Origin of the sequence: Halobacillus sp. Nhm2S1, from assembly GCF_019599545.1 — a bacterium.
Taxonomy (GTDB): Bacteria; Bacillota; Bacilli; order Bacillales; family Halobacillaceae; genus Halobacillus.
In genome coordinates, this window is record NZ_JAIEZV010000002.1 from 333,773 (window position 1) to 349,104 (window position 15,332).

Below are 15,332 nucleotides of genomic sequence, written 5' to 3' on the forward strand. Positions count from 1 at the left end.
AGTAGGGCCAATGAGCGCCAGTGCTTTCGAAATGCCGACAACCGGTCATGAGAACGTACATAAAACTCATTCACATTCTTATGGCGGCATGCCGTTTGACGGAGCAATCGCCAATGACGAGCGGTTGATTGAGATGTTGAAAGAAAATGGCAAAATCGCGAAAGATGCTTCACCTGCCGAGGCTGAGAAAGGTTTGAAGAAATTCCTTGAATCTAAACAGGCTTCTGCTGAAAAAGCGAAAGGTCAGTTAGATGATGAAAAAGCAGATACCAAGGCCAAATTAGAAAAGGCTATGGACAATAATAGCTTAACGAAAGGAAAAGGAAATAAACTCGGACAAGCGGACACCCCTGATAGTGTAGAGGAAGAAGTTTATGACGGGGAAATGCGAACAGACAAAGTTCTAGTTCTTCTGGTCGACTATCCTGATAAACCTCATAACTCTATGTCTGCTGATGAGACAGACATGTATTACGACGGGGAAGATGCGTACTCCCGTGAACATTACCAGGACATGTTGTTCGGTACAGGCGGCTGGACAGGTCCAGACGGGAAGAACTATGTATCTATGAAACAATATTATGAACAACAATCGGGTGGAAGTTATTCTGTGGAAGGTGAAGTCGCTGGCTGGTACACAGCTAGTAAACCTGCTGCTGCCTATGGCGGGAACTATCCGACAGAAGATGGTAGTGATGTCAATGCTCGTGGGCTAGTTAAAGAAGCTCTTAAAGCTGCTGCAGCTGATCCTACAGTAGACATTGCGGACTATGACCAATGGGATCGCTATGACCTGGACGATGATGGTGACTACTTAGAACCGGACGGATTAGTTGATCACTTGATGGTCATCCACTCTGGTGTTGGTGAAGAAGCCGGTGGTGGATCTCTTGGTTCTGATGCGATCTGGTCTCACCGTTGGAATCTTGGAGAAGTAACTCCAATCTCAGGGACAGAAGCCACTGTTGGTTACTGGGGCGGATCGATGGCAGCTTACGATTACACGATCGAGCCTGAAGACGGTGCTGTCGGAGTTATGGCGCACGAATTCGGACATGACCTTGGTCTTCCAGACGAATATGATACTCAGTACTCCGGCGCAGGTGAGCCGGTCAGCTACTGGTCTATCATGTCGAGTGGAAGCTGGGCTGGGGACATTCCAGGTACCATGCCGACAGGATTCAGTCCTTATATGAAGGAAATGCTACAAGCTTCTGCAGTAGTAGATAATCAGGGTACAGAAGGAAACTGGTTATCAGGATCAGAAATCGATGTTGAAGATGTCAGTGGTAATGGTAGTGAGTTCCTTTTAGACGAAGCCAATACAAAAGGTACGAACAATGATGTCGTCAAAGTCAACTTGCCACAAAAAGAAACGGTCATTAATGAGCCGGCCAGTGGTGAATATGAGTACTTCTCTGGCAGTGCAGATGGTTTACACAACTACTTAACAAAAACAATAGATCTAACTAATGCAACCAGTGCGGAATTTAATTTCAAAACTTGGTATGACATTGAAACAGACTGGGATTATGCATATGTGACTGTTGATGGTGAGCCAGTCGCAAGTGATATTACGACAAACACAAATCCATATGGTTCTAACCTCGGTAATGGAATCACTGGAAGCTCTGATGGTTGGATTGACGCTTCCTTCGACCTTTCTGCATACGCAGGTCAGGAAGTTGAAGTGGCCATTGAATACGTAACAGATGCGGCTGTATCGAACCCAGGTCTTTATGCAGACGACCTTTCCATCGTTGTGGACGGAGAAGAAGTTGTGTTTGATGATGCAGAAGGTGATGCGAAGTTCGGCCTTGAAGGTTTCACGAAGAATGATGGAATTAAACGTTCCGATCACTACTACCTCCTTGAGTGGAGAAGTCACAATGGCGTGGATGAAGGATTAGCAAACATCCGCCGCGGGGACAGCCTTATGACATTCGATGATGGACTTGTCGTATGGTACGTGGATAATCAATACTCTGAGAACTGGACAGGGATCCACCCAGGAGATGGTTTTGTAGGAGTGGTTGATGCAGACCAGCATGTAAACAAGTGGAGTGATGGCAGCATTGGTGCCACTCGTTTCCAAGTACATGATGCTGCATTCAGCCTTGATAAGTCCAAAAAAATGTATTTAGATTATAGAAATCTTTTAGGTGTAACGATGAAGGATAATTACACAAAACGCACACCACTTTTTGATGACAGTGCAGATTACTCGAACAAAGGTCTTGTAGATGCGGGCCGAAATGTTCCTGAGTATGGACTGAAGTTCAGAGTCACTGGTCAAAGTGAAGATGGTACAGTTGGTCAAGTGTTGATCTTTAAGTAAATGATCTTCGAACTAAGAAGTCACGGAAGAGGTACCTCTTCCGTGACTTTTTTCTTTGCTAGATAAACCTTGTATTAAACTCCCTCATCATGAAGGGACGATCATCAAAAGATAAACTCTTTTTATTCTTTAAGAAGAAGGCGCAGCCTACTTCACTCTGGATTCTTAATAACAGTTTTAATCCATCCATTGTACATGAAACAATTCAAGAGGGGTGTAGCTCCTTCCAGGGTTTTACTTGTAAAGCTTGGTCAGCCCTAAGTGATCAGCTTAGATACTGTAATACTATAGACTTGCCAATAGCCGATGGGGCATCATGGACTGAAGATGACAGATTGATCAGGACCGATAGACTAACATAAGAAGAGCGCAAGCCTATAATAGGCTTGCGCTCTTTTTTTTGAGGGTCTCTACAATCTAAGAGTGCCTCTCAACCGATTATTCTGTTACTTTCTTCTGAAGAGCTTCTCTTACTTCTGGGCTGACAGCTCCGTCGCCACCAAGTACGGTTACAGAAGAAATGTCATTCGTGTAGACGTACTTCGTAAGATAAGCATCTACTTCTTTTGGAAGTCTTTCGTCGTCAACCAATAGAAGCAGACCGTCATTTGCTGTGACCAGAGGAGCAGCAGCTAGTGCATCTGGATAGTTCGCTCCACTTGCTGCATAAAGTTGATCTGTGCTGTGACCAAACTCTTTAAGCAATGCTACAAGCGTGCCGTAACGGTTTGGACCAGACAGTCTTTCTACAGACAAGGCTACTTCATCTGCCTGAGCTAAGACTTCATCAGATACAACTCCCGTACCACCAGCGACATACACATCTTCATTTTCAAGTATTTCAAGAGCTTCTTCAGAAAGTTCTTCACCATTTGTAAGAACAATTGGCATGCCGTTTGCACCAGCGATAGAAGCTGCGCTCAACGCATCTGCATAGTTCTTACCTGTGGCTAAGAAAACACCATTTCCTTCAAAGCCATACTCACTTTGCAACTCTTTGACAATCTCAAGGTTTGTACCGTAACGTGTATCGTCGGACAAACGCTTGATATTATCGGAAGCGATACTGATGGTATTCAATTGAGTGAATACTTCCTTATCAACAGCACCTGTTCCACCTAATACATATACATTTTCAGCTCCAAGACGCTCGATTTCAGCAAGGGCATTTTCATCCAATGTTCCTTTGCTGTTAACCGGGATAATTGGTGCATTGGTAGCGGAAGCTAGCGGTCCGGCAGATAAAGCATCCGGGAAGTCATAGCCAGTTGTGACGATGACTGTATCAGCTCCACCATCAGGATAAAGATCCTTGGAAATTTCAATGGCTGTTTCTGTACGGGTCGCACCAGAAAGCACGTCTACGACATCAGCATCCGTAGTGATTGGTACAAGATCCAGCACTTCATCTGTATTCGCATCAAGCATATACAATGCCGCATAACCTTTAATTGGTTCATCCGGTGTTGTAATGGAAACAGGAACATCGACAGACTCACCTACACCAATCGTTGTTGTACCTGTATCTGTAGATACTGAACCTTTTGTCTCTTCATTAGAATCATAGGATTGTACTTTTTCTTCTGTCATGTTTAGCGTGTAATTGACTGTACCTGAACCATCACCGAAATAGTCTACAGCGATCTGGTAGTTTCCATCAGGTAGACCTGTGACAGAGAAGGCTTCACTATCAGAAGCTGTTGCGCTTGATGCAACAATGTCTCCATCTTCGTTAAGCAGGAACAGATCTAAATCCGCAGATGTTTCTGGAGATACATCTACACTTAGGGACACGTTATTTTCAATCTTAATATCAATCAAGTCACCATCATCTGGGATATCAGCGGCATTTTGTGTTACCTCACCAGTGATTGTTTTTGAAATAGGACCTGAGAACCCTACCGTTTCAAACTTAACTTCGGCAGAATCTTTCAAGTAATTGGTGAAAGTGATTTCTTCATTGAACTCCTGGGAAGTTGACACTTTGCCAAGGTCAATACGCCCTGGACTAGCAACTACATCTTGAGCTACAGCTTCAAGGGTATATTCATGGACTTCCTTACCTTCTTCAGGAGCGGTTGTACCATAAACATGGACTTCCCATACGCCAGGTTCAGGAGATGGAACGACAAAGTCTTCCACATCTAAACCATTGGATCCATATCCAGCATAACCAACATAATCATTGACTTGTGTCCCATTCGGATTGAAGACCATCATGCGGACGCGACCTTCATAGTCCCCATTCTCAACAATTGCATTCAAAGAGAAACGCAATTCACTTAATCCGGGTTCCACATCAAACGTATACCCTTTTGTTTGAGACGATTGTACTTCATCTGTTGCGCGGAATCGGTGTTTATTTTCTTCATTAAACTCATAACCTGTCATGATTGTCTGAGCACTTCTCGCTTCTACATAAGGGGTAGATGGGTCATTGAAAATCAAATTACCTGCATTTACACCTGTTTCAAGCTTAGAAGCATCATAACTTACAGTGATATATTCATGCTCCCCTGCTCCCAGAGTCAATTCACTAACGGAAGGTGTAAACCAATCATGAGTGGCCGAAATCTCCAAGTTCTTCTCTTCATCTGAAGGGTTTTCAACAAGAACTTCGACAGTTTCAGGGATATCTTTGTTACGAACATAAAGTCCAGGACCACCAGCGACTTTCTCTCCGTGGTAAACAGTGACTTCTACATCCTTGACTTCATTGACAAAGTTTTCGCGCATATATTCGTAAGCTGCTGGTACATCGATCAGTCCAGCCCCTTGCTGAGCACGATCATAACCCTCAAGCTCTCTTGATGTTTGAATCAATGCTTCTCTAGCCAGCTCGTAATCAAACGGGATACGATCTTTCAGAGCAGCGGATTTCAATAAAGCAACGGCTCCTGCAACATACGGTGCAGACATACTTGTTCCTTGAAGGACTGCGTATGCACCTTCCCTGTCATTAAAATAATGGGCTGGATAAGCAGCAAGTGCGGAACCAGGTGCGACAACATCCGGTTTCTGATTCCCTAGTTCGTTAGGTCCTACAGAGGAGAAATACCATAGTCCTTCTCCATCAAGAGGGTTCCCTTCTGCATCCTTGCCATATGGGTAGTCCCCATATTCTTTGGCCCACATTTCAGAGTTGATGTACGCCCCTACTGAAATGACACTGCCGACATCCCCTGGGGAACCTACTGTATCAATCCCAGGTCCGCTATTTCCTGCTGAAGTAACGAAGACGATGTCATAATCATCACTTAGGACATTCATCAGCTCTCCATAGCTGCCTTCACCAATATTCAAATCAGGCAATGATCCAAGACTCAGGTTAGCTACATCGGCATTGAATCCACCTTTATCTTCAGGCAGAGCAGCATCAATCATAGCTGTTTGGATGCTCCACGTATAAGCGCCACCTTCTTCTTCAAAAACACGCATACCTACGAGGTCTGCTTCAGGCGCGACACCTTCACCGGCTACTGCTCCTGTTCCATTCTCTCTCAGAGGACCATTGGCGGCAGTAATCCCTGCTACGTGGGAACCGTGACCATTAAAGTCTGTAAACAAGTTGACAGTTCTAAGTCCCGCATCATCATTGACAAGGAAATCCAAGTCATTAACACGGAAGTTTGCACCGACAACATCATCAGTTACGTCTACATCAAACGTACCTGTTTCTCCTTCGTTGTAGCCAGTTTCATCAGAAAAGTCTCCATCATAGTCGGTGTCAACATAGACCGTGTCACCAATAAGGACTACAGCGAAGTTATCCTGATTTTCTCCACTATCTCCATTTAGATCAGCCAATGCATTGAAATGCGTCTGTCCATAATAAACAGGACCTTCTTCAGAAATTCCCATTGCAGATTTTTCTTCTTCAGTCAATTCAAAGAAGAGGACATCTCCTTCTGAGAAGTAGTTGACTTCTGAACCTTCAATAAATTCTTGATAACGCTCTTCTACTGGGTAAGCGGCTCCCACCTCAAAAGTCCAGTAGTTAGAGATTGTGTAATCTCTTACGTTAACAATCTTGGATTCTCCGAATTTCCTGGTCTCTGCAAATTCTTCTTTCGGATCTTCTCCTTCTTCTACCTCAGGGAGATCTGTAAAGGATTCATGTCCTGGGTCTGGTCCGGAATCGATAATGGCAACTGTTGTGCCTTCCCCATCAAATTTCCCATGGAAATCATCTACACCAGTAGCAGGATGGGTTTCCAACTGATCAGGACTTACCGTACTCTCCGTATCGACATCCCCTTCTCCTTTTGATTCAGAATCTTCTGGAGGAGGAGCAAGCTGCAATTCCGCATTGTCTCCTACAGTTCGTACAGCGTCCAATTTCACGACGTCAAAAATTTTATTTGTAGGGACATCGGCGAGATACCCGTAGTTCTTATGATTCTGTTTGACTGTAACTCCAAGCTTTTCTAGTTGTTTAGTTGCATCCGTCTTTCCATTACCAATAATGACAAGCTCTTGAACCGCTTCTTCATTATTCGCAAGAGAAACGACTTCATTATAGTTTAATAGAGTGTTGAACTTCTTCACAACGCTTGATTCTGCTTGAACGGCTCCTGGACTGTATGTACTCACTCCAGCGAAAGAAGAAGCGACAATAGCTGCACTGGCGAAAACACTTAAGGCTTTTTTCTTAGCATTCTTTTTGTTTGACACCAAAGTGTATAACCTCCCAAATTTTTCTGCAAATCGGTGTAAATCTACCTAGCCCTTTCCCTCCTTTATTAACAAACAATTTCAAAAAATTACAATTTTTATTGTAATGTAAAGATGTGTCTACGTCAATGAATATTCACTCAATTTTGATAATTGTAAATACATAGGCTGAAAAGCCTGCCATTAAATAAAACCAATGACCCATTTCAATAAATTGGAAAAGGTCATTGGTTAAAATATTCATCAAAAAATAAAGGTAGAAAGACATATATCCATCAGGTGCTTTCTACCTTTATTCTAGTTATTTTTTAAGAATTCAGATGTCCATCATAGTCAGGGAGCAAGCTTCTCTCTCACTGGTAAAAAGCCTGGTCGATCTTCCATGCGTAAGGAGCAGGAATAGGGACCGTTCCTCCTACGATATGATAATCCACTCTACGATCGAACAACTGTATATTTTTTCTAGTTATGATCTCTTGATTTTCGTGGGTGATCATCACTGGACTCTCTGATTGAACGGCAAGAGGAGCGGCTGCCATAGCGTCCGGGAAGTTACGACCAGTCACAAAATAAATGGTTCTCGCCTCTTCATTTCCAAAGATGCGGTGCATTTGATAGTTCGTTTCGTAACGATCTTCTCCTGCAATTCTTAGAGGGTTCGCGTCCGGCAGCTCCTTTTCCACTTCTTCAGAAACAGGAACGGATCCGCCCACAATGTAATTTTTCGTTATATTTTCAGCTTTCATATAATCATTCACAACACCTGGGATCCGGTCATGGCGCACATAAAGGACAGGGTATCCATTCATCGCACTATATCCGGAAGCAGAGAGAGCATCAGGGAATTCTTGTCCAGAAACAATGAACGCTTTATTGGTATCAAATGGAATCAATTGATTGACAGCCACAGCTGTCTGGTACCGATCTTCCCCGAATATACGGTGAGTGTTGTATCCATTAGATGCCAAAGAAGATTGCACGTCTTTCGACAAAGCGTTGGTCCCTCCAATAAGAAGCACATCAGACGCATCCAATCTTTCTAGTTCTTTTAATATCGAAGGTGATATTTCCTGCTTCAGTTCAAGCAGAACTGGACTGTTCAAATAAGAAGCGAGCGGAGACGCGGCTAAGCTGTCAGGGAAATCCTTGGCTGTGGCCAGGATAACAAACTTCCCTTTGACTTCTTTTCCATTAATGGTAAGCTCCTTCTCCTCCAAACCTGTCCACCCTTCTTGAGAAACTTCCACAGAAGTTTCAACGGAAGTCGAACCTGATATTCGTTGGTACTGTTTCACATTACTCAAGGTATCGCCTGCATGAATCATTCCATTCCCTAACAGAAACTCGCCACTAAGCTTTGTCGATGAGGCTTGTATTATTTTGCCCACTTGTTTTCCTGTTAGATAGGGAGAGTTTTCCATCAGCAAAGCGGCAAGTGAACTCACATGGCCTGTCGACATGCTCGTCCCATCCATAGCTTCATATCCACTTTCTTTATATGTACTCCAGATCCCTTCCCCTGGTGTCACTACATCCACGCCTGAACCATAATTGGAGAAGGAGGCCTTGGATTGTGTCTCTGTATTAAAACTTCCAACAGCCAGCACCCCTTCGAGAGCGGCCGGATACAGGGTCTCATTGCGATTGTCATTCCCTGCAGCACCCACAACGAGAACCCCCTGCTCCTGTGCATATTGAATAGCATCAGCTAAACCGAACTTATAGTTATATGTACCAAGGCTCAAATTGATAACATCCGCCCCTTGATCAACTGCATAGGTAATGCCATCAATAAGATCCGTCACATTCCCTTCATTTGCTTCCATAATCTTCACGGGTAGGATTTTCGTTTTCCCGTGTGATACGGAAGCGACGCCTTCTTCATTATTTGTCAGTGCACTGATCAAACCAGCCACATGGGTGCCGTGTCCATAATGATCTTCAGGCGGCTGATCAGGATTTACGAAGTTTCTCCCTTGCAACAGTTGTCCCTTCAAGTCCGGGTGATTCAACTGAACCCCGGAATCAATAACGGCGACCACTGTATCTTCATCAAACTTTTCCTCTTGGAAAGTCTCCCATCCTTCTTGGGCATGGATGGCTTCAAGCGTATCTTCTTGTTTATCGTAATAGTTGTCGTTAGGATACTCTCCTTGTGAGTAAACCTTCGTATCCATTTCTATGTATTCAATATCAGGGTCTTTTTTTAAAGCAGCCACTTTTTTTTGAACATCTTCTTTATGCGTTGAAATAATATCTACAGGAAAAGAAGATTTTTTAGATGCAGCTGTAATTTTGTCTTTATATTTTACGATGATTTTGACTTCATTTCCTTCTGCTTGTGCCACTTCCGTATACGAAAAAAAAATAGATCCTATAAGGATCATCAGGATAGCTGTGTACTGATAATGCTTCATGTTGTTTCTTCCCCTTTATTTTTCTCTTGATCTTCCACTTCAAATTTAGCGATCTTTTTAAATTTATTCTTATATTGGGATACAGACTCCACTTCTAATACATAGGATCCTGGCGGCAGCGGGGAGAGCATAATTTTTTCTGTGTATGTTTCTCCAGGTTCGATGACTTTTTCAGTCACTTCCTGTGTAAACATTTTCCCTTTTGAATACGTGTCAACCAGTTGACCTTGGCCGTCTCTTACATAGTATTCATATCGCTGCCCTGATCGAAAGGGTAAAGTGACTGGCTCATCCGTATCGTTATGGATGGCGTATTCAAAATGGTTGGACTGCATTTTCGCCCCCTTCCATTCAAGGGTTGCATGAACTTCTTTCTTATGATCATTGGATGCCGTCTCCCTCCCTGATGTTTCTGAACTGGTGCGCTGTTGGGGGGTGTTGTAGGAGGCGTTGACCCACCAGACTGCCCCACCAAGTAATAGAATGAGAGATAGAACACTCCAGAATTTTGCCAAGTCTTTTCCTCCTCTCATTTTCTTACAGTTTACACGCAATTCCATCATTTTTAAATATATGAAGCTACTTTTGTTACAAACTTCTCTATAAACGCTCTCCTATTAACGTTCGTTTTCATACGCTCATGGAAAGTCAGCCGTTTCACCCATTTTTTCACACATTAAATGACTAAAAACAGGTTGGAATTTTATGTATTTAGGGGAATATACTTTATAGGCTGACCCATTCCAATAGAAGAGAGGATGTATCGATGAAGAATCTTTTAAAGGTAGTTGTCACGATGTTCTTCCTTTCCAGTCTGTCTATGTTCCTTGATCCTTTCTATGTTTTAGCTGAAAAAGAACCTAAGAAAATTCAAAGCTTTCAACATGAGGAAGATCAATTCAGGTCACAGTTCAAGCCTAAAAAAGTTACGTCACAATCAAAGAAACCCATTCCTTTGGATCAGATTTATGATAGACAAATAGTCATTAAAAAGAAAGATGCCGGGGTTACTCTTAAATTACATAAATATGAGGTTGTAGACAACGATGTTTTAGAGAAACTGGCCCCTGGAATGTGGATGACCGTTCGTATTCCTGAATCGCTCGATTATGAAGAAGAACTTATTACAATTGATGAGTTTCCTGGAGTTGAGTCTGCCTCTCCTGACCAAATCTATCAACCTAGTTACCTTCCAAGCGATCCTTATTATAGAAGTCAGCAGGATTACTTAAAAGAAATCGATATGGAAAGAGCGTGGGAAATTACTCAAGGAACCAGTCAGGTAAAAGTAGCTGTCATTGATTCAGGTGTCACTCCTTCCCACGAAGATTTGACCTCTCGTTTAACAGATGGTTTTGACGGCATTTTGTCAGGGCCTGTACGGTCTGACGAAGTGGGGCATGGGACTCACGTAACAGGAATTATTGCTGCCAATGCGAACACCAAAGGGGTGATCGGCGTTTCCCCTAAGGTCAAGGTGGAGCCGATTAAAGTCGGTACATCGGATGGCTTGTCTACCACCGCAATTATACGAGGCGTGCAGTATGCCATCGATAGAAACGTTGATGTTATAAACATGAGCTTTGGTGGCTATACACCCGATCCTCTTCTACAGGATGTTCTTTGGCAGGCCTATCAAGAGGGAATCGTGCTTGTTGCAGCATCCGGAAATGATGATACGTCCGCTTTCTCCTTCCCTGCCGGTTACCCTTGGGTCATTGCCGTAGGAGCAACCGATACCACAAGAAGTTCAACAACTGCAGCCGGATTCAGTAATTATGGGCTCCATATCGATGTAGCCGCCCCGGGAGTGGGGATCGTGAGTACTGACCGTTTCGGGAGTTATGGAAGTGGGGACGGGACCTCCTTCTCTGCGCCGATTGTCAGTGGTCTTGCCGCATTACTCAAATCGAAACACCCAGGTTGGAACCCGGATCAAGTTGAATTTGCCCTTCAAAATGGTGCGGAACAGCTCTATGGGCAGGAATCCCACCCCTATGTTGGCTTTGGCCAGGTCAATGGCTATCAGTCCCTTACTACCACACTTTCCGATATGGGTCCTGATACTTCTACATGGTCGGTGGATGGAGCGAAGAAAATCTCGGCCGGAACCTATTACGAGAAGTTCAATTTCCCAAATGACAATGATTTGTATGCATTTACGATGAAATATCCAGGAGAGCTTTCCATCAATCTTTCTCATGGCGAGAAACATATGGACCCTGTCATGAATGTCTATCAAGAAGTGGATGGTGTCATTTATGAACTTTATTCCATAGACAGCCGTTATGAAGGCGAACCAGAAACATTGTCTTTTTATGCTGACAGAGGTAAGTATTATATTAGTGTGAGAGATTATTATGCAAACTGGTCGAAAACAGCCTATGAACTGGAAGTGAAACAAAAGCTGGACCAGCCTGCTAGAATATACGGGAAAAACCGCTACGAAACAGCAGTTGAAATATCCAGAGAAGGCTTTAGGAATGGAACAAATACCATTGTACTCGCGCAAGGTCAAGACTTCCCTGATGCCCTCTCAGGAGCTCCTCTCGCCTATGAACTGGATGCACCAATATTATTGACACGTTCGAAAACCCTTAGTGAGGAAACGAAAAACGAGATTGAAAGACTTGGAGCAAATAAAGCTTATATTCTTGGAGGAAACGGTGCGATCGATGCAGATGTGGAAATGGAATTGAAACAGATGGGGCTGCAGGTGAAAAGGATATCAGGAGAAAATCGTTATCAAACCTCAGCCGAAATAGCTAAAGAGCTCCTCAGTCTTCAGGGTCGTTCTTCTTTTGATAAGGCTCTCGTTTCATACGGGCACAACTTCCCCGATGCCCTGGCTTCAGCTCCTTATGCGGCACAAGAGGGGTATCCAATCTTACTAACAAGACCACAGGCCTTACCAGAAGAAATCCGCCCGATTGCAAAGGGTGTAAATCAAGCGTTTGTTGTCGGTGGAGAAAGTGTAGTCAGCGATCGAATTCTTACGGATTTGCCAAACGGCGTCCGTTTCTCCGGAAGCAACCGTTATGCAACGGCTGTCGAGATCATGGAGGGGTTGGACATGAATACGGATGAGGTTTTTGTCGTTACTGGGCAATCCTTTGCTGATGCCTTAACGGGATCTGTTCTCGCAGCCAGTCGCCAGCAACCTATTCTCCTTGTCCGTACTAATCAAATACCTGGAGAGATGGAAGCCTTTATTGATCGCCATCAGCCACAAGCCTACACCATCCTTGGAGGGTTTGGGGCGGTCAATGAAGAAGTCGGCGCCCACTTATTACAATTGTCTTTGGAGTAAGTCCAAAGATTCCTTCTTTCCGTGTGGTCCAGAAGGATGAACATAAAAAAGACGTTAGAACAAAAAGAAGCCTCCACTTTTACTTAAGTGGAGGCTTCTTACATAGACCATTACTTCTGTTTAAGTTCTTCTTCTACTTCCTCACTAACAGCTCCGGTACCACCAAGTACATGGAAGTTGCTGAGACCCATGTCCTCAATGACTTTTTGTGTAGCTTGAGGCAGTTGGTCTTCTTTTACAAGAAGCATCGATGCATCGTGCTTCGCTGCCAGAACAGATCCTGCAAGGGCATCAGCAAAGTTTGTACCTGTAGCAACAAAAGCATTTTCTTCACTTGCCATTAGATCTTTAGCGATAACTGCCGCTGTTTCGTAACGCGTCTCGCCTTTATACCTTGTTGGATCAGGCAGCATGGATTCTACTTTTTCAGAAACGGCATTTGTACCACCGACAATGATACTCTGGTCAAATCCACCAAGAGCGGTCTTTGTGATTCCAGGTAGTTTATCGGTTTGGGAAAGAAGAATCGGGTACCCCTCTTTAGCCGCATAGGAAGCTACAGCCAAGGCATCTGGATAATTACGTCCGTCTGCAACAATGACGTTATCCGGATTGCCGCCTAGACGTGCCGCGATACTTGCAGCTGTGGCATATCGGTTCTTACCGGAAATACGTTCCACATTCAGGTTCAAACCTTCTAATTGATATTTCACATAAGAGGAAATGGCTCCTGTTCCACCTAATACGATCGCATTCGTCGCACCAAGACGTTCAATTTCTTCTTTCACTCTTGCATCAAGCTTGTTCGATTTTGTCAATAGAATTGGAGCATCTTCTTTATAAGCTAAAGGTGCACCAGCCAGGGCGTCCGCAAACTGATCTCCTCTTGCGATAACAACGGTATCCGCCTGCTCCCAGCCTTTTTTAGAGATTTCAATAGCTGTTTCATAACGGTCTTGTCCTTGAATGCGTTCTACATCATTCATATTTTCTGCTACTTGATCAATAATACGTCCTTCCACTTCTGGAGAAACGGTTCCCTGCTCCTCTAAGTATTCATTGAAGACCTCATAGTCAACAAAGAAAAGCTCTTTCATCTTTCCATTAGCTTTCGCTTCTGCAAAGGATTCATAACCATCTCCGCCATCCGCGATGAATGCGTTCGTTGCAATGGTGTAAGTGCCGTTCATATCCAGTGCCTCATAACCATCGTCCGTTTTTGTCTGTACTTCCACAACACGGTCCCCTGCAGGCTGGTTACGATCAAACGTGTACTGCAAGCCGGAGACCTGAGCAAAACGTCCTCCCATGTTTTCTAAATCACTCACTCCATTTTCGAGTGCGGCCATTAGCTGCTCACCCGTCAACTCAAGAGTGACAAGCTGGTTTCCAAAAGGCATGGTCGTCAAAACTTCACCCATTGTAATGTCACCTTCATCGATGGATGCACGAATACCTCCACCATTCTGGATCGCAATGGTTGTTTCAGGAACTGCTTTTTGAGCTTTAGCAAGCATAGAGTCCGTAATTAAGTTTCCAAGGTTTGTTTCGCCTTGACGAACGTCACTACGTTCTCCATTTAATGCAACAGTAGTTTCACCGACCACTTCATTCTTAAGTTCTTCCAGAGGCTCCTGGTATTTTTCAAGTAATGCTTGAGCTTCTGCATTCGGTGCTACGTCCGCTTCTTCGATATCAATCAGCTGGCCGTCCCATTCTTGTAAGACACCTTCATCATCGAATGTAACTTGAAGGTCCCCTAAGAATTCGTTGTATTCTCCAGCCTGTACAACAAGGGTAGGTTCATCACCTTCGCCATCATTGAAAACCTCAGTTTCTTCTACTGTGGTATGACTGTGAGCTCCTACAACAACATCAATTCCATCTACTGATTCAGCCAATGTACGATCATAAGTGACACCGATATGAGTAAGAGCTACAACCTTATTGACCCCTTCCCCTTCAAGCATCGTCACTGTATCTTCCGCTTTTTTCAAGTAATCTTGAAATTCAAGGTCGTCTCCCGGGTTCGAAAGAAAAGCTGTTTCCTCTGTGGTCAAACCAAATACACCGATTTTCTCGCCATCGACTTCCAGGATGGTCGCTGGATAGATATTTCCACCCTCACCAGGCTTTCCTATTTCGTTCTTGAACAAATCCTTCAGATTTACATCTTTGCTATAGTCAATGTTTGCACTGACAATTGGGAACTCTGCTTCATCAATAAACTTAGCCAGAGGTTCTGTACCATCATCAAATTCGTGGTTTCCTGGAACCATAGCGTCATATTCCATCATGTTCATGAATTGAAGATCAGCAAGACCCTTAAATTCATTATAGAAAAGTGTACCTGAGAAAACGTCACCAGCATCGAGTAATACTGAATTTCCACGCTCAGCACGAAGTTGTTCCACTAAAGAAACCTTCTTTGGTACGTTTTCCAAATGAGCGTGTGTATCGTTGCTGTGCATGATTGTCAGATCAAAGTCTCCTTCAGCTGCTTTGACTTCCCCGGAAGGGAAAGCCAAAGTACCAAGAGCAATCGCCCCTGATGCAGCTACAGTTGCAAGTGGTTTTACCATTTTCATAAAAA

General features: G+C 43.8%; 6 protein-coding genes. 2 read left to right on the plus strand and 4 right to left on the minus strand.

Going from position 1 to position 15,332, the window contains the following annotated elements; translation table 11 throughout:
- Positions 1-10: 10 nt before the first annotated feature.
- Positions 11-2,338, plus strand: a complete 2,328-nt coding sequence (locus K2225_RS08190; protein ID WP_220584899.1) for an immune inhibitor A domain-containing protein — start codon at positions 11-13, stop codon at positions 2,336-2,338.
- Between the two features lie 438 nt (positions 2,339-2,776).
- Here the strand turns inward: K2225_RS08190 and K2225_RS08195 are convergent, their stop codons facing one another.
- The 3 genes from K2225_RS08195 to K2225_RS08205 all read right to left on the minus strand — a co-directional run bounded on the left by K2225_RS08195 (position 2,777) and on the right by K2225_RS08205 (position 9,944).
- Positions 2,777-7,012: a cell wall-binding repeat-containing protein gene (locus tag K2225_RS08195; RefSeq protein ID WP_370632747.1), complete on the minus strand. Its 4,236-nt coding sequence runs from the start codon at positions 7,010-7,012 to the stop codon at positions 2,777-2,779.
- 353 nt (positions 7,013-7,365) lie between these two features.
- Positions 7,366-9,429 (minus strand): S8 family serine peptidase, encoded by a 2,064-nt coding sequence (locus K2225_RS08200; RefSeq protein ID WP_220584300.1) that lies wholly within the window; start codon positions 9,427-9,429, stop codon positions 7,366-7,368.
- Entirely contained in the window at positions 9,426-9,944 is a 519-nt protein-coding gene (locus tag K2225_RS08205) for a BsuPI-related putative proteinase inhibitor (RefSeq protein WP_220584301.1), read from the minus strand. The genes K2225_RS08200 and K2225_RS08205 overlap by 4 nt, the downstream gene beginning before the upstream one ends.
- Before the next feature lie 251 nt (positions 9,945-10,195).
- On the opposite strand from K2225_RS08205, the gene K2225_RS08210 reads away from it, so the two are divergent.
- A complete protein-coding gene (locus K2225_RS08210) occupies positions 10,196-12,739 on the plus strand; it encodes a cell wall-binding repeat-containing protein (RefSeq protein ID WP_220584302.1) in 2,544 nt (847 codons plus the stop codon).
- Positions 12,740-12,849: 110 nt separating this feature from the next.
- On the opposite strand, the gene K2225_RS08215 is transcribed toward K2225_RS08210, so the two are convergent.
- Positions 12,850-15,327, minus strand: a complete 2,478-nt coding sequence (locus K2225_RS08215) for a cell wall-binding repeat-containing protein (protein ID WP_220584303.1) — start codon at positions 15,325-15,327, stop codon at positions 12,850-12,852.
- Positions 15,328-15,332 lie beyond the last annotated feature (5 nt).